25 protein-coding genes are annotated in these 24,707 nt (G+C 34.9%); 15 read left to right on the top strand and 10 right to left on the bottom strand.

Annotation, left to right across the window (positions count from 1 at the left end):
- Positions 1-3: 3 nt before the first annotated feature.
- On the bottom strand, positions 4-2,352 hold the full coding sequence (locus tag H4O20_RS04715) for a hypothetical protein (protein WP_185098442.1): 2,349 nt from the start codon (positions 2,350-2,352) through the stop codon (positions 4-6).
- Positions 2,349-3,527 (bottom strand): Pycsar system effector family protein, encoded by a 1,179-nt coding sequence (locus tag H4O20_RS04710; RefSeq protein ID WP_185098441.1) that lies wholly within the window; start codon positions 3,525-3,527, stop codon positions 2,349-2,351. Before H4O20_RS04710 ends, H4O20_RS04715 begins: the two co-directional genes overlap by 4 nt.
- Before the next feature lie 249 nt (positions 3,528-3,776).
- Between H4O20_RS04710 and H4O20_RS04705 the strand changes: the two genes are divergently transcribed.
- From H4O20_RS04705 to H4O20_RS04670, 8 genes are all read left to right on the top strand, one after another.
- The gene (locus H4O20_RS04705) at positions 3,777-4,466 is read left to right on the top strand and encodes a hypothetical protein (RefSeq protein ID WP_185098440.1); all 690 of its coding nucleotides are present in this window, start codon (positions 3,777-3,779) and stop codon (positions 4,464-4,466) included.
- A 129-nt stretch (positions 4,467-4,595) separates the two neighbouring features.
- The gene (gene kynU, locus H4O20_RS04700; RefSeq protein ID WP_139855838.1) at positions 4,596-5,861 is read left to right on the top strand and encodes a kynureninase; all 1,266 of its coding nucleotides are present in this window, start codon (positions 4,596-4,598) and stop codon (positions 5,859-5,861) included.
- A 94-nt stretch (positions 5,862-5,955) separates the two neighbouring features.
- Complete coding sequence (locus H4O20_RS04695) at positions 5,956-7,380, top strand: NAD(P)/FAD-dependent oxidoreductase (protein ID WP_185098439.1); 1,425 nt, start codon at positions 5,956-5,958, stop codon at positions 7,378-7,380.
- Between the two features lie 49 nt (positions 7,381-7,429).
- Positions 7,430-7,858 carry a RidA family protein gene (locus H4O20_RS04690; RefSeq protein WP_139855836.1) on the top strand — a complete coding sequence of 143 codons (429 nt, stop codon included), beginning with the start codon at positions 7,430-7,432 and terminating at the stop codon, positions 7,856-7,858.
- Between the two features lie 111 nt (positions 7,859-7,969).
- Positions 7,970-9,412, top strand: coding sequence for an aldehyde dehydrogenase (locus H4O20_RS04685; protein ID WP_139855835.1), 1,443 nt, complete (start codon positions 7,970-7,972; stop codon positions 9,410-9,412).
- A 129-nt stretch (positions 9,413-9,541) separates the two neighbouring features.
- The gene (locus H4O20_RS04680; RefSeq protein ID WP_185098438.1) at positions 9,542-10,327 is read left to right on the top strand and encodes an SDR family oxidoreductase; all 786 of its coding nucleotides are present in this window, start codon (positions 9,542-9,544) and stop codon (positions 10,325-10,327) included.
- 45 nt (positions 10,328-10,372) lie between these two features.
- On the top strand, positions 10,373-11,458 hold the full coding sequence (locus H4O20_RS04675; protein ID WP_139855833.1) for an amidohydrolase family protein: 1,086 nt from the start codon (positions 10,373-10,375) through the stop codon (positions 11,456-11,458).
- Between the two features lie 35 nt (positions 11,459-11,493).
- On the top strand, positions 11,494-12,138 hold the full coding sequence (locus H4O20_RS04670) for an O-methyltransferase (RefSeq protein WP_139855832.1): 645 nt from the start codon (positions 11,494-11,496) through the stop codon (positions 12,136-12,138).
- On the opposite strand, the gene H4O20_RS04665 is transcribed toward H4O20_RS04670, so the two are convergent.
- The 5 genes from H4O20_RS04665 to H4O20_RS04645 form a co-directional block, all read right to left on the bottom strand.
- A complete protein-coding gene (locus H4O20_RS04665) occupies positions 12,121-12,693 on the bottom strand; it encodes a phosphatase PAP2 family protein (protein ID WP_185098437.1) in 573 nt (190 codons plus the stop codon). The genes H4O20_RS04670 and H4O20_RS04665 overlap by 18 nt on opposite strands.
- Complete coding sequence (locus tag H4O20_RS04660) at positions 12,694-12,981, bottom strand: twin-arginine translocase TatA/TatE family subunit (protein WP_185098436.1); 288 nt, start codon at positions 12,979-12,981, stop codon at positions 12,694-12,696.
- A gap of 127 nt (positions 12,982-13,108) precedes the next feature.
- The gene (locus H4O20_RS04655; RefSeq protein ID WP_185098435.1) at positions 13,109-15,412 is read right to left on the bottom strand and encodes a M1 family metallopeptidase; all 2,304 of its coding nucleotides are present in this window, start codon (positions 15,410-15,412) and stop codon (positions 13,109-13,111) included.
- Between the two features lie 9 nt (positions 15,413-15,421).
- Complete coding sequence (locus tag H4O20_RS04650; RefSeq protein WP_185098434.1) at positions 15,422-15,922, bottom strand: DUF6702 family protein; 501 nt, start codon at positions 15,920-15,922, stop codon at positions 15,422-15,424.
- A gap of 171 nt (positions 15,923-16,093) precedes the next feature.
- Positions 16,094-16,912, bottom strand: coding sequence for a carboxypeptidase-like regulatory domain-containing protein (locus tag H4O20_RS04645; RefSeq protein ID WP_185098433.1), 819 nt, complete (start codon positions 16,910-16,912; stop codon positions 16,094-16,096).
- Positions 16,913-17,037: 125 nt separating this feature from the next.
- Here H4O20_RS04645 and pepE point away from each other — a divergent pair, with 125 nt between their 5' ends.
- Positions 17,038-17,748: a dipeptidase PepE gene (pepE, locus tag H4O20_RS04640; protein ID WP_185098432.1), complete on the top strand. Its 711-nt coding sequence runs from the start codon at positions 17,038-17,040 to the stop codon at positions 17,746-17,748.
- On the opposite strand, the gene H4O20_RS04635 is transcribed toward pepE, so the two are convergent.
- Positions 17,740-18,177 carry a GNAT family N-acetyltransferase gene (locus H4O20_RS04635; protein ID WP_221442713.1) on the bottom strand — a complete coding sequence of 146 codons (438 nt, stop codon included), beginning with the start codon at positions 18,175-18,177 and terminating at the stop codon, positions 17,740-17,742. The two genes, pepE and H4O20_RS04635, sit on opposite strands and share 9 nt — an antisense overlap.
- A gap of 36 nt (positions 18,178-18,213) precedes the next feature.
- On the opposite strand from H4O20_RS04635, the gene H4O20_RS04630 reads away from it, so the two are divergent.
- The 6 genes from H4O20_RS04630 (at position 18,214) to H4O20_RS04605 (ending at position 23,286) form a co-directional block, all read left to right on the top strand.
- On the top strand, positions 18,214-18,972 hold the full coding sequence (locus tag H4O20_RS04630; RefSeq protein WP_185098431.1) for a M15 family metallopeptidase: 759 nt from the start codon (positions 18,214-18,216) through the stop codon (positions 18,970-18,972).
- 54 nt (positions 18,973-19,026) lie between these two features.
- A complete protein-coding gene (gpmI, locus tag H4O20_RS04625; protein WP_139855823.1) occupies positions 19,027-20,544 on the top strand; it encodes a 2,3-bisphosphoglycerate-independent phosphoglycerate mutase in 1,518 nt (505 codons plus the stop codon).
- 35 nt (positions 20,545-20,579) lie between these two features.
- Positions 20,580-21,170 carry a thioredoxin family protein gene (locus H4O20_RS04620; RefSeq protein ID WP_185098430.1) on the top strand — a complete coding sequence of 197 codons (591 nt, stop codon included), beginning with the start codon at positions 20,580-20,582 and terminating at the stop codon, positions 21,168-21,170.
- Positions 21,171-21,223: 53 nt separating this feature from the next.
- Positions 21,224-21,634, top strand: a complete 411-nt coding sequence (locus tag H4O20_RS04615) for a BT0820 family HAD-type phosphatase (protein WP_139855821.1) — start codon at positions 21,224-21,226, stop codon at positions 21,632-21,634.
- A gap of 4 nt (positions 21,635-21,638) precedes the next feature.
- Entirely contained in the window at positions 21,639-22,445 is an 807-nt protein-coding gene (gene map, locus H4O20_RS04610; RefSeq protein WP_139855820.1) for a type I methionyl aminopeptidase, read from the top strand.
- Positions 22,446-22,521: 76 nt separating this feature from the next.
- Positions 22,522-23,286, top strand: coding sequence for a class I SAM-dependent methyltransferase (locus tag H4O20_RS04605; protein ID WP_185098429.1), 765 nt, complete (start codon positions 22,522-22,524; stop codon positions 23,284-23,286).
- Here the strand turns inward: H4O20_RS04605 and H4O20_RS04600 are convergent.
- Both H4O20_RS04600 and H4O20_RS04595 read right to left on the bottom strand, forming a co-directional pair.
- The gene (locus tag H4O20_RS04600; protein WP_260402633.1) at positions 23,275-24,264 is read right to left on the bottom strand and encodes an FAD:protein FMN transferase; all 990 of its coding nucleotides are present in this window, start codon (positions 24,262-24,264) and stop codon (positions 23,275-23,277) included. The genes H4O20_RS04605 and H4O20_RS04600 overlap by 12 nt on opposite strands.
- A gap of 54 nt (positions 24,265-24,318) precedes the next feature.
- Positions 24,319-24,681 carry a Na(+)-translocating NADH-quinone reductase subunit F gene (locus tag H4O20_RS04595; protein ID WP_185098427.1) on the bottom strand — a complete coding sequence of 121 codons (363 nt, stop codon included), beginning with the start codon at positions 24,679-24,681 and terminating at the stop codon, positions 24,319-24,321.
- Between the last annotated feature and the right edge of the window lie 26 nt (positions 24,682-24,707).

Raw genomic sequence — 24,707 nt, 5'->3', positions numbered from 1 at the left:
ATATTAGGATGTTCTTTCGAGATCCTTTGTGGTGAATAAATTCTCGGCTTTCTCCAAATCTTGATTCAAATCTGCTCTAATAGCCTTTATTCCAGAAGCACCTTGAAGCTCTTCAATTTCAACTATTTCTATATTGTCACTAATATAGTTTTTGGCTTTTAAAAATTCGAAATACTTTAAATATTCCTTTTCAATAGCAGAACTTGAATATACAACGCATAATTTATGTGACTGAGTTAAACGTTCATTTGTATTTTTAATATGAGCTTTATCAATTCGCTTTTTTATAATCTCATATCGCACATTATACGCCCCATCTACATCAAATTGCTTTTCATCCATTCTATAACGAATGTTTAAAGGAACATCGTGAGCAAGAATTAAAGAGGCTACTTTCAATTTTAAAGGAAAGTCCTTTTGAGCTTTATAAAACATAGCTTCCATTTCACACGCTACTTGCAATTGCCAAACACGAAGATTGTATAAATCTGTAAGGTGAAATGTTTTATCTTGAGTAATAGACTGCCCTATATAAATATTGTGCTCTACCCCATCTGTTTTAAATTTCTCAAAGTAATGAGGGAACATATTTTGAGCCTTCCGTTGTTGCTTATCGATAAAACTAGACAATTCTTTATTAATCTTGTCAATTGTATTGTCATAGTTCTTACGCGCTCTGTAAAATGACCTTAAATTTTCATCTAAACAATCGTAGAACCTCTTAATATCATCAACCTCCTCATTCGATTTAAGAAGGTGATCGAACAATGGAAATATTTGAGACGAATAAAAATTGTTGATCTCCTGTTCGGTACTCGTATGAAGGTTTAATTTAAGTTCGAATAAAAAATTATCGATTTGATAAACTAACTGTTCGTAAAAAGGAAGTTTTTTTTCTTCAATACGTTTTTCTAAAATTCGTTTTGTTTGGCTTAACTGTTCTTTGTAATCTTTTTGAACCGCTTCATTTCTTGCATTGGAAGAACCTACAATATCAATTTGACCATATAGCGGAATAACGTTTTCGAAAGCTATTTCCTTGAACACAGCATTCTCACCACTGTTTCTATTCTGAATGTATCTGTTTGCTTCCTCTTCAAATCGCCACTGAACTGATGGATGAATAGATGTACACTCTTGTTGTATTACGGCGCTAATTTCATTTTTAAACTCAGTTATGGTTCTAGCCGAATAACTTAAAATGAAAGGCATTAAAGTCTCTAACTTCACCATATTTATAGCGTTAAGCTGATTGGCATTGTAAGTAGCAAGTTCTAAAATAAACATCATCTGCCCTTCAATCACAATTGGCATTAACACCGCACTCTTCAAGCCTTGATCGATTAAGGATTTACTTAAGCTATTTCCTCCAGTTGACTCATTATAACGTTCAACATTAGAAATAACAACCGTTTTATGCTCTTTAAACAGGCGATTATAAACATCATTACAAGCGTATTCCTTACAATTTATAGTATCATTTGACGCTATCGTCAACATTTTAAAGTTTAAATCATAAGGAGGTCGAAGTTGGTTTCTGTCTAAAATATAACTTCCAAGCTGTAAATCGGGAATACCAAAAATCTTACGAATGTCTTCAACTAAAAACTTATAACTTTCATTATTAGGACGAATCATATGAGTTTTAAAACCGTCGATAGTGTTATCCAAAGTAGTGTCAATCATATTTATGATACCGAATCCCTCCATCGTCCAAGAACCTTCGGGGAAATATTTCATCCATACATTTTTATCTTCTGCATTGGCTAATAATTCGTCAACTACTTCTTGAGTAATTTCAACAGCACTTTCGTTAGGGTAGATCTCTACATAATCGGCATTAAATGTTACGCGATAGTTTTTCTCTTCGCCATTTTTCAATTTAATTTTTAAGTTTTTCGGCCTGTAAAAATCAATATTAAATTGATAATATGAATTCAAAATAATGGCATAAGGAATAAAGTCGTACCCCTCAATATGGTCCCGAAAAACTTCCTTTAAAACATTGTGATTTTGACGATTTGAGTCTTCTAGTATTTTTGCTAACCTTCTACTTTTATAAAAACTAAAATTAGACAATGGATCAATTGCCGCTTTAATTTCGTTGTTACTTAAGGCTGGAGGAAACAAATACCCCATAAGCTGATCTATCACCTCTTGATGCTGTTCATATTCTTCATAGGAAGATATTCCTTCTGTAAGAATAAGGTTTTCTTTAAAGTGATTTAAAACTTGACTTGCTTGAAATTGTTCTATTGAGTTATCAGACTTTAGTAATTCTAAACACTTGTCTCTAAGAAACCTAAAAGACAACATAGACACAAAAGGTCCTGAAGTTAATACATTACTCATACTAAATCTTTTAAGGGTTTCATAAAATTGTAATAACTAATAATAAATGATAAAGCCGAAATAATAATACCAAACATAAATACAGTATAGGTAATTCTTAAAAGTCTGTATTTACGCTCTAAAACTAATCCTAAATAATATAAGTCTTTGGTAAGTGAATTGTAAAGAACATCTTGATTTTCCATTAAATAATCTATTCCCCATTCAAAATCTTTTAATCCCATTTTATGGAAGTTTCCAAAAAATAAAATGTTAGTTTGCTTATTCATAATCATCTCCTTTGTTACATTGACACTAGAGATATTTGGTCGTGTTGAAAGCACAGACAATACAACCGAGGTAACGCTAAATAACATTAAAATCAAAGTAGGCCATACCAAGAAAGCATTCGATAAATTGTCTAGCTTTGGAACAAGATTAGAAAGTGCCACTGAAATAATAATGGCATTTACAGAAAGTAAAATATTGGCTTTCGTATCTGCTATGGCACTTAACTCAATGTGATTTTTTAAGGTTACACGAAACATTGTCTCTACCCCTCTACCAAATTTATTCGAGCTTAGTTTTGAAGCCTGTTTTGCTTTAATTTTATCAATCTTAGCATTTAATTCACGAAGATTTAAAGTCTTTAAAGGTTGCCATTTTAATTTTGCTGAATCTGAATAAAACTTATGCCATTCAAAGAATTCTTTATTTCCTTCAAGCCACTCCAAGTCAGTAAAAGAAGTGTTTAATTTTAAAGCATTTTCTTTTCTTAAAAGATTAGAAATTTCAAAATAACTTTCGGAAGCTACGTGACTACAATCGGCATCCTTTATTAATTTCTGAAGATTTGTTTTAGGTTTTAAATCTTTTATCGAAACAAGAATTAAGTCTGTAACAAGGTCTATAACATCTTTAGACACCTGATTGGATTGCAAAAACTCCTGAGCAATTTTTACACTTACTTCTTCGTGACCTTTATCAACTTTTACGAAGCCGGTGTCGTGAAACCAAGCAGCCAGCTTTAAGATTTTCGTTTCCTCCTCAGAACATCCCTCCCATTCAGCGAGTTGAGAGATATCTTCAACCACTCGCCTAGTGTGATTTATATTGTGATAAAAATTTACTGTAGACAATCTTGTTTCAAATAAATTTGAAACAAATTGTTCGGCTTTTTCAATTATATCTTCCACTCAATTTTATTTAAATTATTGAAGTCTTTTCTAATAATAGTTATTAGCAAGTTAAGGTATTTTGTCTTTTAATAGCCTTAAAACTTACGCAAACACTATTCAAATAATAAAAGATTAGTATTAAATTATAGTTTAATTTTAAATTTCAAAACTACTTCTTACTAAATCAAAAGACTATTTAAGGATAAAATAAAGTACAAATCGACTAAGCGTCTCTTGTTTTGCTATTTTTACAAGAAATAACACGCTATGAAAAATATACTTTTACTTATCTTATTTACAGTCTCTTTAGTATCCTGCAAAAATAACAATAAGTCAACTGAAAACGTTAACCAAAACCAGTCTATTTCTATTGAAAACCTAAGCACTGCAGAAAAAATTGCAAATGCAAGCGGCTATAAAAACTGGAAAGACATTTCAGAAATAGCTTTTACTTTCAATGTAAATCGCGGCGACAATCATTTTTACCGAGCTTGGACTTGGAATCCAAAATCCGGAGATGTTACCATGACTTCAGCAAACGATACAATTAGCTATAATCGTTCGCAATTAGACAGTTTAAATTTTGAAACCGATGCTGCATTTATTAACGATAAATATTGGTTACTTACTCCTTTTCAACTTAAATGGGATGAAAATATCACCATTTCTGAAAAGAAAAACATTGTTGCGCCAATTTCAAAAGACACATTAAATCAAATTACAATTGTTTACGGAAGTGAAGGAGGATACACTCCTGGTGATGCTTATGATTTTTTTTATGACGAAGATTTTAAAATTAGAGAATGGAACTACAGAAAAGGAAATGCCGACACTCCTTCTCTTAGCACCACTTGGGAGGATTATGAAAATTTCAATGGTATAGAAATAGCTAAAACATACAAAGACTCAACAGGCGGTTTTAAGTTGTATTTTACGGATATATCGGTGAAAAAATAAAAATCACCACTACTAAATTACTAAGTTACAAAACCTTAAAAAAGCAGCTGTTAATGCTAATATATATGACAAAATAAACGGATATAAATTCCTATTTTTGTGAAAAGACGAAAATTTTAACTCATCCAAATGTTTCAAAACACTTTAGAATACGCAAAACAACAGGACTCCCAAGACCCTTTAGCATCTTTCAAAAAAAAATTTCACACTCCTAAAAATGCTTCAGGGGAAGATTTAATCTATTTATGTGGAAACTCCCTTGGGTTACAACCAGTACTTACTTCAGAATACATCAAAGAAGAATTACAGGATTGGGCCAATCTTGGTGTAGAAGGTCACGTACAAGGGAAACACCCTTGGTTACCTTATCATGAATTTCTAACTAAAAACATGGCTAAAATTGTAGGAGCAAAACCTTCAGAAGTAGTCGTGATGAATACCCTTACAACAAACCTTCACTTGATGATGGTTTCGTTTTACCAACCTACTAAAACAAAGTATAAAATTGTAATAGAAAGTGATGCTTTTCCTTCAGATAAATACGCTATGGAAAGTCAATTAAAGCATCACGGGATTGACCCTAAAGATGGATTAATTCTATGGAAGCCAAGAGAAGGTGAAGAACTTTGCCGTTTTGAAGATTTGGAAGAAATCATGGCACAAAGTGGCGATGAAATTGCTCTATTAATGATTGGCAGCACCAATTATTACACAGGTCAATCTTTTCCTTTGAAAAAAATTACCGAATTGGGACATAAGTACAACTGCAAGGTTGGTTTTGATTTGGCTCACGGGGCAGGAAACATCCAACCAAATTTACACGAATCGGGTGCTGATTTTGCTGTTTGGTGTACTTATAAATACTTAAACAGCGGTCCTGGAAGTTTAGGAGGATGTTTTGTACATGAACGACACGCAAACAATAAGGACTTAAATCGTTTTGCAGGTTGGTGGGGACACAATAAAGACACCCGTTTTAACATGCGAAAAGATTTTGATGCACTTCCTGGAGCCGAAGGATGGCAGTTAAGTAACCCGCCAATTTTATCGATGGCTGCAATTAGGGCTTCATTAGATACCTTTGCCGAAGCTGGCTTTGAAAACCTACGTGAAAAATCCATAAAGCTTACTGGCTATTTAGAGTTTTTACTAGATGAGATGAAAAACGATGCTATAAATGTAATTACGCCTCGAAATGCTGAGGAACGCGGTTGTCAGCTTTCTATTCAAGTGAAAAATGCAGACAGAAACTTACATGACAAGTTAACAGAAGCAGGAGTAATTAGTGATTGGCGTGAACCTGATGTAATAAGAATCGCCCCTACTCCTCTTTACAATAGCTTTGAAGATGTTTATAAGTTTTCAGAGAAATTAAAGCAAGTATTAAAAAAATAAAAAGAATTCCTCCCGAGCGCAGTCGAGGAGGTAAATCTTTAGCAGAATATTGAATAACTCTGTCCCGACTGCGCTCGACCAGACAATTTTTATAATGAGCAAAAACCATAATATCTTAGTAATAGGCGCTGGTCTCTGCGGAAGCCTTTTAGCTTTACGTTTAGCGCAACACGGTTTCAATATAACCTTAGTAGAAAAAAGACCCGATTTACGAAAAGTAACTCTTGATGCTGGTCGCTCTATAAATTTAGCCTTAAGTGATCGCGGATTACGCGGTTTGCGATTGGCAGGTGTTGAAGAAGCCGCCAAAGAACTATTAATCCCAATGACGGGAAGAATGATTCACGAGAAATCTGGCAAAACATTTTTAAGCCCTTATAGCGGTAGAGATGATGAATATATCAACTCAGTTTCTCGCCCAGGTTTGAATAAACTTTTACTAAATGAAGCTGAAAAAATGCCTAACCTGAAAATAATCTTCAATCAATCCTGCGTGGAGGTAGATCATAAGACTCCTTCTGCAACTTTTGAAGATTTTGAAACAGGTGAATTAACTACATATACCGCAGATGTAATTTTTGGAACTGACGGCGCTGGATCTGTTGTAAGATCTAGCATGGTAAACGACAAGGAATTCCTTTTAAACATCTCACAACAATGGCTGGGTCACGGGTATAAAGAACTCGAAATTCCTGCTGCTGAAAACAATGGTTATAGAACTTATAAAAACGCACTTCATATTTGGCCACGTGGTGAAGATATGCTTATTGCACTACCAAATTTAGATGGAAGTTTTACTGTAACCTTGTTTCTTCCGTATAAAAACAGCGATTATTGTTTTGAAAACCTTACTACTCCTGAAAAAGTAGAAGAATATTTCCAAAAGGAATTTCCTGATGTGTTAGAATTAATTCCTAACCTTACTGAAATCTTTTTTACCAATCCAACAGGTTCTATGGGAACTGTAAGATGTGATCCTTGGCAACGCGAAGGGAAGATTTTATTGATGGGAGATGCAGCACACGCAATGGTTCCATTTTACGGCCAAGGAATGAATGCTAGTTTTGAAGATGTAGCAGTTTTTGACGAAATTTTAAATCGATATAAAGATGGTTTATCTTCAGGAGAATCATCTTGGGAAACCATTTTCAATGAATATGAAAAAGTCCGTAAAAAAGATGCCGATGCTATTGGTGAGCTTGCAGTTGACAATTTCGATGAAATGAAAGCTCATACGGGAATGGAGATATTTCAAAAGAAAAGAAAACTTGAAACGGCATTCGAAAATGAATTTCCGGGAGAGTATTACAGCAAGTATTCTTTAGTTACCTTTAATGAAGATATTACCTATTCAGAAGCTAAAAAATTAGGAAGAGCACAAGACAATGCTATCTTAGGACTAATTCACGAAGGGAAACTTCCAGAAACGATGTCGTTAAAAGAAAAGCTTGAAATAGTAAGAAAACAAACACAAGTTATTCTCAACACAAAAGAGAAAGCTGATTATTTAAAATATTAGAAACATCATTATTTGATGTCAAAGAAACAATTCAATAAAAAAATTAACAATGGGAAACAGCAGCAAATTAGTTGAAGGAAAAGCAACCCCGAGAGGTGCATATCCACACGTTAAACGCGTAGGCGACTTTATTTTTATTAGTGGCACAAGCTCACGTTTGCCAGACAATACTTTTGCAGGCGTAAATAAAATTGACGAAATGGGAACAATGCATTTCGACATTAAAGAGCAAACTCGTGCAGTATTAGAAAATATAAAAGATTATTTAGCAACAGAAGGTGCAACAATGGCCGACGTGGTTGATATCACTACTTTTTTGGTAAACATGAATGACTTTGGCGGTTATAATCAAGTATATTCAGAATATTTCAACAAAGAAACCGGACCAACGCGTACAACTGTCGCAGTACATCAATTACCGCACCCACATTTAGTGATCGAGATTAAGGCTATGGCATATAAGCCAGTTAAAAGCTAAACAAAGAACTACTAGGTGTTATCGCCAACCTATATGTAGGTTAAAGGAAGATTGCTTTGTTCCTTTCAAAGTTAAATTGAGGAACAGGATAAAATTGAAAATAAATTGACATTGAAAATTCTAAACTATATAAACGGCGAATACGTTGAGCCACTCTCAAAAAAATGGTTGGATAATTATAATCCTTCCAATGGAGAAGTGTATTCTCAAATTGCAAATTCCAATCAGGACGATATAGAAAATGCATATCAAGCCGCTAAGGAAGCTTTTCCTAAATGGAGTAATACAACTATCGACGAACGCAGTCGTATTCTTCTAAGAATTGCAGATTTAATTGAAGAAAACTTAGTTGATTTAGCCGAAGCTGAAGCAAAAGACAATGGGAAGCCATTAAGTTTAGCTCTGTCTGTTGACATCCCAAGAGCATCATCAAATTTTAGGTTTTTTGGAAATGCCATCACTCAGTTTTCAAGTGAAGCTCATGAAAGTGTTGGTTTAAATACTATAAATTTTACACTTCGCCAACCCCTTGGAGTTGTAGGCTGCATTTCACCTTGGAATCTACCTTTATATTTGTTTACATGGAAAATTGCACCTGCAATTGCTGCAGGTAATACTGTAGTTGCTAAGCCAAGTGAAGTAACCCCAATGACCGCCTTTCTCTTAGGAAAAATTTGTACGGAAGCTGGTTTACCAAAAGGTGTTCTGAATATTGTTCATGGCTTAGGTCCTTCTGCGGGAGAAGCAATAGTAACCCATAAAAACATTAAAGCAATTTCATTTACTGGTGGCACAAAAACTGGCGAACATATTGCTCGTACTGCCGCTCCCATGTTCAAGAAATTGTCATTAGAATTAGGTGGCAAAAATCCAAACCTCATCTTTGCCGATTGCGATTATAAGAAAATGCTAGAAGTTACTGTACGCTCATCGTTTGCTAACCAAGGTCAAATTTGTTTATGTGGTAGTAGGATATTTGTTGAAAGACCAATTTTTGAAAAATTTAAAAGAGACTTTGTTGAAAAGGTAAAACAACTAAAAGTTGGAAATCCATTCCAAGCTGAAACAAACATAGGAGCACTGGTTTCCAAACCTCACTTAGAAAAAGTTGAATCTTATATTAAACTCGCCAAAGAAGAAGGTGGAAAAATACTTTTCGGTGGAAATCGAGTTAATGTGAAAGATTTTGAAAACGGATATTATTTAGAACCTACAGTTATTGAGGTTTTCGACAATAATTGTCGTGTGAACCAAGAAGAGATTTTTGGACCTGTGGTAACTATTATGCCATTTGATACTGAAGAAGAAGTGTTAAATATGTCAAACTCCGTTAAATATGGCTTATCTTCTACTTTATGGACTTCAGATTTAAATCGAACCATGCGAATTTCTAAACAGATTGAAGCGGGAATAGTTTGGGTTAACACATGGCTTAACCGCGATTTACGAACTCCATTTGGTGGTGTAAAAGACAGCGGTGTGGGACGTGAAGGCGGATTTGAAGCTTTGAGGTTTTTCACTGAAGCAAAGAACGTGTGTATTAGATACGAATGAAGTTGAACACGAAATAAATATTGAACCTAATAAATTAAAATAAATTTTCCTCGAGCGCAGTCGAGGTGCCTTGTAAAAGTTGAAAGACTATTGAAATGGTTACGACTGCACTCGCTTTGATAAATAGATATGAATATAGACTTAACAAATAAAAATGCATTAGTCTGCGGAAGTACTGCAGGCATAGGAAGGGCAACTGCTATACAATTGGCTAAACTTGGAGCTACAGTTACTTTGGTTGCAAGAGATCAAGTTAAACTAAAAGAAACTTTAATTGAGCTTCCACACGACAATGGTCAGAAGCACAATTATTTTGTAGCAGATTTTACAAATCCGCAGCAATTGAAAGACAAGGTAGAAGTTGCTGTTTCAAACAAGATTTTTCACATTTTAGTTAATAATACGGGTGGACCAAAAGGCGGCCCTATTTTTTCAGCAGAACCTGATGAATTTGAAAAGGCATTTTCAATGCACGTAATATGCAATCAGATTTTAGCTCAGGCTGTAGTGCCAGGAATGAAAGAAGCGGATTATGGAAGAATAATAAATATTATTTCAACTTCTGTAAAACAACCAATTGATAATTTGGGCGTAAGTAATACCATTCGCGGAGCTGTAGCAAGCTGGAGTAAAACCATGGCAAATGAGTTAGGGCAATTCGGGATAACTGTAAACAACGTTCTCCCAGGATTTACTGCTACAGATAGACTAGACGATATAGTTGCAAATGCAGCTAAAAGAATGAATAATACAGAAAAAGAAGCTGCCGAGGCTATGAAAAATCTTGTACCAGCAAGACGTTTTGCACAACCTGGTGAAATTGCAAATGCAGTAGCTTTTTTATCGAGTGAAGCCGCTAGCTACATAAATGGGATTAACCTTCCTGTAGATGGTGGAAGAACCAAAAGTTTGTAAATTTAATTTCAAAATAATTATTACTCTCCAACTTAGTGAAATGATATGAAACGAAAACTCCGCATTAATGGCCATTCTCACCTTCTACCCTATCCAGAAGAAATTCCTCAATTTATGCAGGACAAGGGAATCTTTTGGGTAGATAAAGACAGAAAGTTTATGCTTCAAAAAGATTGGAGTCGACCTGTTACAGACTCTAGTTTCTTTTTAAATGAAAAGCTAGAATGGATGGAGCGTTTCAAGATAGACCACGCTGTGGTATTAAATCTTTCACAACTTTATGGAAACGGTTTACGCGTTGAAGAAATGAAAAAAGCGCTTCGTTTTCAAAACGATTTCAACGCTAAAGTGCAACACAACAATCCTTCAAAATTCACTTGTGGGTTTGTAGTTCACCCTGGATTCGTAAGAGGTGCTTTGTGGGAGATAGAGCGTTGTGTTGAAGAGTTAGGGATGCAACTTTTGTGTTTACCTACCCACTATATGGATACTATCGGTACATGGCGCTGTATTTTTGACGAGGAAAATGAACCGATATTTGAGCTTGCTTCAAAATATAATTTAGCTGTAGAAATTCATCCTTATGATGGTGAAAAATTTATAAAATTAGAAAATACAGCTTGGCGTTTTCACCTTATTTGGATGTTGGCACAATGCGCCGATGCTTATCACTTTTTAACGCTAAATGGCTATGCCGATAAATACCCTGGAATGCGTACTTGTTTCGCACACGGAGGTCAATTAGCGCAAATAAACCTAGGTAGAAGAATACAAGGTTTTGATGGTCGCCCAGACTTATTTGAAGGAAAAACACACCCTAGAAAATCTGTAGGACACAAAAATATCTTCTTCGATACGCTTGTACACGATACAGGATCGTTAGAGTTGGTAGTTAAAAACCAAGGAGCAAAACAAGTTTTAGTAGGACTTGACGATCCATACCCATTAGGAGAAATGGAAAGTGCTCCACAATCATCATATCCTGGAAAAATATTAGATCTTGCCTTGGACCGCAAAATTATTACCCAAACAGAGGCCGATGCTATGTGGGAAGATAATGTAATTCAATGGTTATGTGGTGATGATGAAGCGGCTAAAGAAAAACTTGTTAAGCGTATTCTTGGCGAATAATTAAATTAATAACTACAATCTTACATCTATAAAAAATGGATTTCCTTCCTGAAAAAATAAACGATTACATTGAAAGTCATTCACAACCTGAACCTGAGTTACTACAAAAATTAAGTCGTGAAACTTGGCAAAAAGTACTTGCACCAAGGATGCTAAGTGGGCATTTACAAGGTCGTGTATTAAGTATGTTATCGAAGTTGATTCAGCCAAAGTACATTCTTGAAATTGGGACTTATACAGGATACTCTGCGCTGTGCCTAGCTGAAGGAATGCAAGAAGACGGAGAACTTCATACCATAGATATTAATGAAGAATTATTGGATTTTCAACGTAAGTATTTTGACGAATCTGCTTTTGGGAATCAAATAGTGCAGCATTTAGGAAATGCTTTGGAGATTATTCCAGAAATCGACAAAACCTTTGACCTAGTCTTCATTGATGCCGATAAAAGCAACTATCCAAACTATCTTGAAATTATTCTTCCAAAACTAAAAAAAGGTTCTGTAATTTTAAGCGACAATGTACTTTGGAGTGGAAAAGTAGTTGAAAAAGTAAAGAAGGACGATATCGATACACAAGCACTTCTAAAATACAATCAAGCTTTAAACACACACCCAAGACTAGAAACTGTTCTTCTTCCTATTCGAGATGGATTGACAATATCACGAGTGAAGAACTAAAGATTCTTTTTCTATTATTTTTTTACACAATTTGTAAAAAACAAAGGCGAATACGGTTCCTACTAAGGCTCCAACAAAGATATCGCTTGGGTAATGAACACCGACAAATATCCGACTTAACACAAAAATTATCGGCCATATATAAGCTAAGTAAATCCATTTTGTGTAGTTGCGTAACATCAATACAACAAAGGTTGTTATTGCAAAGCTTGAGGAGGCGTGACCCGAGAAAAAACTATAGCTGTTGGGTTTTTGAAGAATTCGAATGAGTTCGGCAAAGGCTTCTACATTATTAGGTCGTAAACGCCCTACATAGTCTTTTACAAGTAAGGTGAATAAGTAAGTAGCCGAAAATGTTAATACTAAAAAAGTTAAGACCACTAAAGCCTTTCGACCTTTGTAATAATAAAAGATTAAGAATCCAAAGAAAATAAAAAGTGGTATCCAGATTTCAATTCGTGTGGTAAAAAGCCAAAACGAATCAAAAGATTCACCTCCGAGACTGTTTAAAAAAACAAAAAGGTCCCTATCCCATTCCTTAAGGCTTTCAAACATTTAGAACTTTCGTTTAATTGGGCCCGTTATTTCATCGACCTCATCTTTTACTTTATCAATTTCTTGGCGAACGTCCTTAGTGATATCAATATCGATACCTTGCTTTTCGGCACTTTTGGTGATTTCAGATTTTATATCGTTTGTAGCATCCTTAACTTGACGCATAGCCTTTCCTAATCCCCTTGCAATCTCTGGTACTTTGTCTGCACCAAAAACCAAAAGAATGATGAATAGAATAAATCCTATTTCGGCACCGCTAATGAAAAGAAAATAAGCCTGTAAAATCATACTGCAAATATACTAATGAGTTATGAGTTAATTGTGATGAGTAGGGAGTTTTTATAAATTGATTGTACAAAAAATCCCTTCTACATTTAATAACGCAGAAGGGACACTTTTAAAAATCTTAAGATTACTAGTTTCTCGAATTATTTTTGAATTCTTCAAAAGCACCAAGCTCTTTTTGTCTTGGCCAAACATTGTTTGAAGTATCTATATCTGCAGTTTCTTCCTCTGGGTCTAATTCAACCCTTACAATTTCTTTTTCTGAAGCAATAACTTTACTTACGTAGCCATCATTCTTTCTCCAAATTTGAGCTGGATATGTAATTCGTTCTGAAGTTCCATCGCTATAAGTGTACTTAGCTAATATAGGCATTGGAATACCTCCTGGCTTTTCAAAAGTAATTTCATGAAAGTACTTCGGATTTTTTAAACTTGGTCTTTCTTCTACTGGAATATTTTCTTCAATATAATCCTTTAAAGGTTGAATATTTTTAAGATTAGCAGTTTTCATACTTTCTTCGTAATCCTCGCTATCTTCAGTAACCATATACACCATTGCGGGAATTTCAGTTTCAAGAATTCCTCGTTCAGCGATAATCTCTTTTACCTCTTTGGTCATTTTAGAGGTTACGTGATACTTCTTTACATCTATTACACCTATATCTACATAGTTGGTTGTGTAAAACCATTCTCTCCAATACCAATCTAAATCTACAGCCGAAGCGTCTTCCATTGTTCTAAAGAAATCTTCTGGAGTAGGGTGCTTAAACATCCATCGATTAGCATAGGTTTTAAATGCAAAATCAAAAAGCTCACGTCCCATTACAGTTTCTCGAAGAATATTTAATGCTGTAGCTGGCTTTCCATATGCATTGGCTCCAAAACTATAAACATTTAATCCTTTGGTCATTATTGGTGCTAACTGACTTTGATCACCTGCCATATAATCTACGATGTTTTTTGCTGGACCGCGACGCGACGGATACTTTTTATGTGGTGCTATAGCATCTGGGTATGTTTCTCCAAAATCTTGCTCGGCAACGTATTGCGTAAAAGTGTTTAAACCTTCGTCCATCCAAGTCCACTGACGTTCATCGCTATTTACAATCATCGGGAAATAGTTATGTCCAACCTCGTGAATAATTACACTTATCATTCCAAACTTAATACGCTCTCTTATTGTGCCGTCTTTTTCAGGTCTTCCATAATTCCAGCATATCATTGGGTATTCCATCCCTTGATTTTCAGCACTTACTGAAATTGCTTTTGGATACGGATAATCAAAAGTCATTCGTGAAAAAGTTTTTAGAGTACTAGCAACCGCACGAGTTGACCAATCGCCCCAAAGTGGATTAGATTCTGGTGGGTATAATGAAACTGCCATAACAGAACCTGCTCCCATTTTTACCGCCATCATATCCCACATATACCTTCTTGAAGTTGCAAAAGCATAATCACGTACATTTTCAGCTTTAAACTTCCAAGTTTTCTTTGCTTTAGAAAATCCTTTGGAAGCTGCCTCAGCTTCTTCTTGTGTTACAATCAAGACTGGTTTATCGAAAGATTTTTGAGCTTCTTCATAACGCTTCAACATATCTTTTGTAAATACTTCCTTTCTATTTTGAAGGTTTCCTGTTGCATCCAAAATATGATCTGCAGGAACAGTTATATTCACTTCAAAATTTCCAAATGGCAATGCAAACTCATCTCTTCCCCAAAACTGACTATTTTGCCATCCTTCTACATCATTATAAACTGCCATTCTTGGATAAAACTGAGCAATTACATATCCGCGATTTCCATCTTCAAATGTTTCGTAACCACTTCGACCATCAACAACCATATAGTCGTTAATATTATACCACCACTTAATAGAAAATTCAAACTTTTCACCTGGTTTTAAGGCATGAGGCATATCAATACGCATCATTGTACGATTAATAGTATATTTCAATGCATTTCCTTTTGCATCTTTTACTTCCAGAATATTAAAACCACCATCAAAAGCTTCAGTCATATAATTTTCAACAAATGTTGAAGGCATATTTGCAGGAGAAACTTCTGAAGGCTCAATTAAAGGTGACTTCGAGTCTTTTGCTCTCACGTTCTGATCGAGTTGTACCCACAGGTACTCCAAAACGTCAGGGGAATTATTACTGTAAGTTATCGTTTCAAACCCACTAATTTTTTTGTTTTCATCGTCAAGCTCTATATCCATAATATAGTCTGCTTGCTGTTGATAGTAATGCGGACCAGGGGCACCACTAGCAGTTCTAAACATATTTGGTGTGGCAAACTCTTCCTTGAGCTGCTTAAATCGATTGGTGTTGTAATGGCCTTGTTCCCTTTTAGCAGGTTCGGCTTCATTTTGTGCAAATGTATAACCAGAGATAAAGAATAATACGGCGAGGAATAGAATGTTGGTTGATTTCATTCGGAAGGTTTAAAAGTTTAATAAGCCACTTGGTTCATCCCTATCAAGAATTAAACTTCGCCGGCTTTTGGGTGTTTTTAAATGAATAATATTCTGCTGATCTGAAAAAATTTCAGTCAGAACTTTATTTTCAATTTCAATCGTCTTTAATTCTTTTATGTCTTTTACTTCAATATAGGCAACAACCATATCTACATCATATTCTTTACCAATATATTTAAGCATCACCGGTTTCCCGTTTACTTTAATATTTATTTTTTGAAACAGGTAGTTTTCCAGAAGCTCATCCACTTTAGGCGATTCATTTTTTCCAGTCAATAAGATTGAAGAATCATAACGCTGCTGTAGTGCATCTTCAAGATCATCTGTGAAGATTTTGGCTATTATCTGAAGAGAATTTTTCTGTTTTACATATTCAATTTTTGTAATACTTACATAAAACTTATGAGCCGGAGCACCCGACATCAAAGGAAAAGCAATTAATAAAATAATGATTTTGAAGTACTTCATATAAAAATCAAAAGACAAAACATCTGTAGATTACTTTCAATAAGAGTACAATACTAATTATTTTTTTTGTCTTTTTCGGTCTAAATTAGGCTTAGACAACAGAGAATTATGAAGATAATTAATTTCAAATTTTATATCTCACATAACATTTTAGGTGAAAATTTTGGGAAATTACTCACCGCGCTTTTTATATTCCTTGCTTTTATCAAGAAGGAAGTCCATTAATTGCATTTCGTTTTCAGGCTTTAATAAATCCTTGTCCAAGCCATTTTCTTGTGCATAAAACAAAAAGTCTACAGCTTTTTCTTGAGGAATATTGAAGTTATCTTCTATAAATTCCTTACTAAAACGTTGTTGTATGTTATTACTTATAAGATTTTCATTTTCTTGTTTTTCAATAACCGAAACCTTTTTTCCATTCGGAAATAATAATTGCCCAACTCCACCTAAAATAGCTAGAACATCTGCGCCATTTTTAAGTGCATAGCTATGAAGTGCTTCTTCGGCTGCATTTCCAGAAATAGCCGTTTTATCATCTGGCTTAAAATTGTATCCATACTCCAAGGCTTTATAGCTCAAATCCCAATCTTTTGCCACATTGTACGTAGGTATCTTAATTACGTCTACGTTGATATTCCCTGATAAATCATAAGGCCTTACTACAACCTCTTCTAATTGATTTACTGCAGGATTGAGAAAAATATTCATAATTTTCCTGTCCACAACTCCTTTATCTATTACAACTGTAAATGCTTGATATTGCAGCGCAGTAATCTGCACTCTATCGTTTTCTGCTATTGCAATTTCAAAGGTTCCATCAGCATTAGTGATAGTTCCATTTTGAGCGGAAATATTATACACTGAAATTCCCTCGGCATCTTCACCCTTGGGAACGTGTAGTTTACCAGAAACTTTAACACGGTCAATTTCTTGTGCTAATATTGCGGGACTTACTATTATGAAAAGTAAAAGAAGTAGTTTTTTTGTCATCTATTAAAGATACGGATTTGTTTTGACTATGAAAACTAAAAGTTTCCATTCACATTGGTTAAATTTACATGTTTTAAAAGTCAACATTTTTATTTTATTAAAACTGACAAGAAAAATCATTCAAAATGAAAAACCTTTTAGTAGTTAGTACAAGCACTGTTTACGGTGGTGAATATTTAGATTATATAACAGATGAAATGGCCGAATTATTTAAGGACACTGAAGAAGTTATTTTTATCCCCTACGCTCGACCTGGCGGGATTAGCCACGATAGTTATACTGAAAAGGCTGCTAAAGCATTCGATAAAATAGGTAAAAAAGTAATCGGACTACACACCTTTGAAGACCCTGTAGCAGCAATTAAAAATGCAAAAGGAGTTTTCACTGGTGGCGGAAATACATTTGTACTAGTTAACGCACTATATAAATTCGAAGTAATGCAACCGCTTCGAGAAGCTATTTTCAACGGTATGCCTTATATGGGAACTAGTGCTGGAAGCAACATTTGTGGGGTGTCTATGCAAACCACCAACGATATGCCAATTGTATATCCACCTTCCTTTAAAACATTAGGAGTTATCCCTTTTAATTTAAATCCTCATTATTTAGACCCAGATCCTACTAGCAAACACATGGGAGAAACACGAGAAACGAGAATTGCAGAGTTTCACACTCAAAACACCATTCCCGTGGTCGGACTTCGTGAAGGAAGTTGGTTACGTGTAAAAGGGGATGAAATTATTTTGAAAGGTGATTTAGATGCTCGCGTGTTTAAACAAGAAAAGAAGCCGTATGAAATTTCAAGCGGCACAGCTCTAAATTCTGAATTAGTTTAACTCTTTCACAAAATGATAGCCCTTGGCAACAAAGCCTTGGTTGTAAAAAAACTTATGCGAAGGAAAATTATGCACATAACTATTCAGCTCTATCCAATTGCATGATTTTTTCTTAGCATAATCTGTAACGAAATTGGTTAGCATCTCCCCTATGCCTTTTCCTCTATAGGCATCGTCGATTATAACGTGGTCCATTTCTACATTTTTGCCAGCATAATGCCGAGTTTGAAACCACAAGCCGCAGGTACCTATTAAAACTTCATCGTCAAATATACCCAGGCACTCATAATTTTGCGCTACCATTTCAAGCAATCGTTCTTTTATAAGATCTTCGGGAACAGTGTAGTTTCCGAGTTTCTGTAATAGCGGAACTATACTTAAAATATTTTTAGACTCAATAATGCGGATTGAAATAACGTTATCTTTCAAAATAATGGTAATTTTAAAACTTCATAATTTACTATAATGAAGCGTAACGAATTTATTAAAATTTCTGGTCTTGCAGGTCTAAGCTTAGCTATTTTTCCGCATTTTTCTTTTAGTACTTTTTCAGAAGAATTTACCCGAGACCAACTTATTGGTAAAGGTAATCCTGATATTGTAGGCGAAACCTATACTTCCAAGATGCACAAAACCACCAAGGAAGCTTTCAATAAAATGAAAGCAGCGGCTGCAAAGGATAATTTTAATATAGAAATTGTTTCTTCATACCGAAGTTTTCAGCGTCAAAAGGAGATTTTCGAAAGAAAGTATAGAAATTTTACTTCTAAGGGACTTTCTCCTATGGAGGCAATCGAAAAAATTATTGAGTATTCTACCATCCCTGGAACTTCTCGCCATCATTGGGGTACCGACTTAGATATTATTGATGCTAATGCCCCTCGCCCATCAAGTGTTTTACAACCTGAAAATTTTCATGGAAATGGGCCGTATTGCGACTTTAAAGTTTGGCTAAATGAAAACGCCGAAAAATATGATTTCTATGAGGTTTATACCGACAATGGAAATCGAAAAGGTTTTAAATACGAACCTTGGCATTTTAGTTATGCTCCAGTATCTGTTCCTATGTTAAAAGAATATAAAGAAAAGATTGATGTGAAGAAAATGCTTTCGGAAGAGAAGCTTTTAGGCAGTGAACACTTTTCTGATGATTTTATCAAAAGGTACTACACTGAAAACATCTTAGATATAAATCCGAAATTACTTCCTCAGGGAAGCTTATAAACAATTTTACGGTTACAGTATTTAAACTAATATTATCAAACAAAAAATCTTAAAATGAATAAAAAAGTCCTTTTAATGATTCTTGACGGTTGGGGCATTTCTCAGAATCCAGAGGTATCTGCTATAGCTCAAGCCAACACACCATTTATAGATTCTCTTTACCACAAATATCCAAACGCACAGCTACTTACTCATGGAATGAATGTTGGTCTTCCTGACGGGCAAATGGGGAACAGTGAAGTAGGACACATGAATCTTGGAGCTGGACGAATTGTATATCAAGACCTGGCCAAAATAAACATGGCGGTTGAACAACAAAAGTTAAATCAAGAGCCTGAGCTTCAAAAAGCATTTGAGTATGCAAAAAAGAATAATAGAAATTTACACTTTATAGGCTTAGTTTCTAATGGTGGGGTGCATTCACATATTGGGCACTTAAAAGGCTTACTTTCAGCAGCACAAAAAGAGGGAGTAAAAAACATGTATGTCCACGCATTTACCGATGGACGCGACGTTGACCCACATTCAGGAAAGGGATTTATTGAAGATTTAGAAAACCACTTAGAACAAACTGGAGGAAAATTAGCCTCAGTAATCGGCCGTTATTTTGCAATGGACCGTGACAAACGTTGGGAACGCGTAAAAAAAGCTTACGATTTGTTGTGCTTCGGTAAAGGTAAACCTTCAAAAAATGCAGTAGCGAGTATTGAAGAAAGTTATTCTGAAGGAATTACAGACGAATTCCTTGAGCCTATTACAATGACAACTTCTGAAAGTAAACCAGTTGCAACTATACAAGCAGACGACGTTGTGATTTTCTTCAATTTTAGAACAGATAGAGGAAGACAACTCACTGAAGTTTTAACTCAGAAAGACCACGAGAGCTTTGATATGAAAACGCTTCCACTGTATTTTGTAACGCTTACCAATTACGACGATTCCTTTGGAAACATAAAAGTTGTTTACAACAAAGAAAACTTGACCGATACTTTAGGTGAAGTATTGGAGAAAGCCGGTAAAAAGCAAATTCGAATTGCAGAGACTGAAAAGTATCCGCACGTAACATTTTTCTTTTCAGGAGGAAGAGAAGTTCCTTTTGAAGGTGAAAAACGTATTCTTTGTCCTTCTCCAATGGTCGCTACCTACGACTTAAAACCTGAGATGAGTGCTTATGAAATACGTGACAAGATTTTACCAGAAATAGAAAATGAAACCGCAGAGTTTATTTGTTTAAATTTCGCTAACCCAGATATGGTTGGCCATACAGGGGTTTTTGAAGCAGCTATTAAAGCTTGTGAAACTGTAGACAACTGTGTAAAAGCAATTGTGAACCAAGCTTTAAAAAGTCATTACACTACCATAATTATTGCCGACCACGGAAATAGTGAAACAATGCAAAACCTTGACGGCTCACCAAACACAGCACACACAATTAACCCAGTGCCAATCATCATTGTTGACCAGGATATAAAATCGGTTAAAAATGGAATTTTAGGTGATATAGCTCCAACAATTTTAGATATTATGGGTGTAGCTCAACCTGAAATAATGACACAGAAATCTTTAGTTTAAAATATTTAATGTAAAAATTAACATCAAACTTAACTATGAAAAAAGTAATTTTAATTCTCTCTGCTACCCTTTTGGTAGCCTGTAATTCTTCAAAAGACAAAAAAAATTCACTTGAAAACAGCGCAATTGAAATGGCAACAGAAAACAGTAATAAAAAAATTAACGACACTGTTCCCTATGAAGACACAGTTATGCTTTTAGGAGAATCTAACAGACAAGGATTACTAATGGAGCCTTTTAAAGAATGGTATAATTTAGGTTATAGTCATTACAGAACAGCTCCAGAGGTTGCAAATGAGTTAAAGCCACTTCTTGAAGATGTATCTATCTCTGTTTTTATGGGTACTTGGTGTGAAGATAGTCAGCGTGATGTTCCACATTTGTATAAAATATTAGACGACACTGGTTTTGACGAATCTAACCTTACTCTAGTAAATGTTAGCGACGAAAAAACTACACCTCAAGGATTAGAAGATGGAAAGGATATCATTAACGTTCCAACCATAATATTTTATAAAGATGGAGTTGAATTAGGTCGAATTGTAGAGTACCCAATTGAGACGGTTGAAAAAGATATGCTTAAAATATTGAGTGGTAAAAATTACAAGCACGCTTACGCCGAATAAAACTTTAGCATCGGTATAATTCTTTGTAATTTTGCAGCTTGAAAAAAATTGAAATGATTGGAGAAACAATAACTATTGCTGTAGATTTTGATGGAACCATCGTAGAGGACAAGTACCCTCGTATAGGCAAACCTATCATCTTTGCTTTTGAAACATTAAAGAAACTGCAGGACAAAGGTCATCGACTTATTTTATGGACGTACAGAAAAGGTCCGGAATTGGAAGAGGCAGTACAGTTTTGCAAGGATAATGGTATTGTTTTCTACGCAGTCAACAACAGCTTTCCTGAAGAAAAATTCAACCTCTCTCACAGTCGCAAAATAAACGCAGATATTTTTATTGACGACAGAAATGTTGGCGGACTTAAAAGTTGGGGAGAAATTTACCAAGAACTAGTTGGAGAAAAACCTATTTCTAATAAATACACTACTAAAAAGAAAGGGTGGTTTTCCTTTTTGAAATAAAGATATGATTATACCAAAAACAAGAGAAGAAATTGAATTAATGCGCGAAAGTGCATTAGTAGTATCCCGTACTTTAGGAATGCTTGCAAAGGAGGTAAAACCAGGGGTTACAACTAATCAGCTAAATAAAATGGCTGAAGAGTATATCCGTAGCCAAGATGCGATTCCAGGATTTTTAGGGCTTTACGACTGTCCTTCAACTTTACTTACCAGTGTAAACGAAGCAGTAGTTCATGGACTTCCTACCGATATACCTTTAAAAGAAGGAGATATTGTAGCGATTGATTGCGGGGCGATAAAAAATGGATTTTACGGAGACCACGCTTATACTTTTGAAGTAGGTGAAGTTTCACCAGAAATCAAAAAACTTTTAAAAATCACTAAGGAATCTCTTTATATAGGTATTCGTGAATTTAAAAAAGGAAACCGTGTAGGAGATGTAGGATACGCAATTCAAAATTACTGTGAAGCACATGGTTATGGAGTAGTTCGTGAACTTGTAGGTCACGGAATTGGTCGTAAAATGCATGAAGATCCGGAAATGCCAAACTACGGACGTCGTGGTCGTGGAAAGAAATTTGTAGAAGGAATGACAATTGCGCTAGAGCCTATGATTAATATGGGAACTCACAGAGTAAAGCAATTAAATGACGGCTGGACTATTGTAACTTTAGACGGACAACCAAGTGCTCACTTTGAACACGATATCGCTCTTGTAGATGGAAAACCTGAATTACTATCTACCTTTGATTATATTTATGATGCGCTAGGTATTACTAGCGACGAAGAAAAAGAATTCAGAAACTTATAAACTTTAAGGCCTTTGCACCTATGCGTTTAATATTTAATCGCAAGGTGCAAAAGTTTTAGAGTTCAAGCCCTACACTTTGTTCAAGAAAATCCTAAATACCATTCCTCGTCCTTTGCTTATCAGGCTGAGTATTATCGGACGCCCGATTCTTTCTTTTTTCTTGAGAGGCAATAAATTCACTGATCCAATAGACGGGAAATCTTATCGAAAGTTTCTTCCATATGGATATGAAGTTATTCGTGAAAATGCACTTTCTCCTGGAACCCTTTCCTTGGAAAGACATAGGCTGTTTTGGCTTTATTTAAAAAATGAAACAGGATTTTTCACGGATAATATAAAAGTTCTACATTTTGCTCCAGAACAAGCTTTCTATAAAAAATTCAGGAAAATGAAAAACCTGAATTACACAACAACAGATTTAAATTCTCCCATTGCTGATGTAAAGGCTGATATTTGCAATCTACCCTTTAAGGATAATGAATTTGATTTTATAATTTGCAATCACGTTTTAGAGCATATCCCCGACGATACTAAAGCGATGATGGAATTATACCGTATTCTAGCTCCGGGCGGCACGGCGATTCTTCAGGTGCCTTACAAAGCCGATTTAGATACTACTTTTGAAGACGACAGTATTACAGACCCTAAGGAACGCGCAAAAATATTTGGACAGTATGACCACGTTCGTGTTTATGGGATGGATTACTTTACAAAACTAGAAAGCATCGGGTTTAATGTAGAATCTGTAGATTACACAAGCACTTTAACTTCTGAGGAGGTTGAAAAGTACAAACTTCCGAAAGGCGAATTAATTCCAGTTTGCCGAAAACTAATTTCCTAATTGTCTTTTAAAACCTTTGGTTATAAAAACCTGATGGTTGTTTAATGAATCATTGAAGGTTAAATAAGCCTCTACACCTGCAAGGTTTTCAAGTAAGTTTTTAGATTTTTCAAGACCTAAAGCCATAAATGAGGTTGCATAAGCATCTGCCAAAGCACAAGTTTCAGCAAGTACAGTTGCGCTAGTTACATCACTCTTTTCTGCAGATCCTGTTAAAGGGTTTAAAGTGTGTACATAACTTTTACCAGATGCTGAATCTATTCTGAACTTACGGTAATTTCCTGAAGACGCCATTGCAATATTTTTAAGCTTAACAGTAGCTTCATAAGAGCGATCAGTTAATTCAGAATCTACGGTTTCAATCCCTACTATCCAATCTTGCTGACTGTTTAAATTCTGACCCTTAGCAAGAATCTCACCACCTAATTCAATAAGGTAATTACTAACTCCTTTGAACTCTAAGTAGCGGCCAATACAGTCAATTCCGAAGCCTTTAGCTACAGCATTAAAATCGAAGTAAATTTGAGGGTATTCTTTAGAAACTGTTCCGTTTGCATTTATTTTCACTTTGTGAAATCCAACATAGTTCATGAGAGAATCTAAGGTTGTACTATCTATAACTTTTAAATGTTTTACATCACCAAACCCATAAGCATTTCGCAATACTCCAATTGTTGGATCGAAATAACCACTTGTTTTCCTATTCACATCTTCCGAAATTTCAAACACTTCTTTAAAGATAGCATCCACAACTAAAGTAGAGTCTCCACGATTAATTTTTGAGATATCACTTTCAGGAATATATGTACTTACAGAATGATTTACGGCATCGATAACAGAGTCTATTGCCTTTTTAAAATTTAAATCTTTTTCTGAGTACAACTGAATATTATAAGTAGTACCAAAAGCTTCACCCTGAAGATAGATGGGAGTGTCTTTATCCTTATCACAAGAAGTTAATACTAGTAAAAAAGACAATGCAATGTATTTCACAAATTGAAACATACGATAAGTGTATAGTGTTAAACTAGATTAAATTACTTCTTGTAATCCTTTATAGACAAGCGTGTAATCTTCGTTTTTCAAAACAGGCTTACCGTAATCACTTCCATGTCCTAAACCTACACCAGCATAGTAAGTTTTTGCATCAAATTTAGATGCGTGCTCCTTTATTGTTTGCATAAAAACAGGGTCGTATGCTGTAGCATCTTGAGGATAAGATATAGCTCTTACAATAATAAAATGAAGCTCTTTGTTTTTTAAAGCGACAAACTGCGGGTCCTTTTTAAGTTTTGAGTTAACCCCTAAAAATTCAAATCCATCTTCTTTCAATTGTTTCCCTACAATATTCATTGCAAGGTTATGTAATTCTTGTTTTGTAAGTTCTTCTGCCATAATTAAATCAAAATTAAGGAAAATAG

Source organism: Aequorivita sp. 609, assembly GCF_014212065.1.
Classification (GTDB): domain Bacteria; phylum Bacteroidota; class Bacteroidia; order Flavobacteriales; family Flavobacteriaceae; genus Aequorivita; species Aequorivita sinensis.
This window is presented reverse-complemented; position numbering and strand designations above follow the sequence as displayed.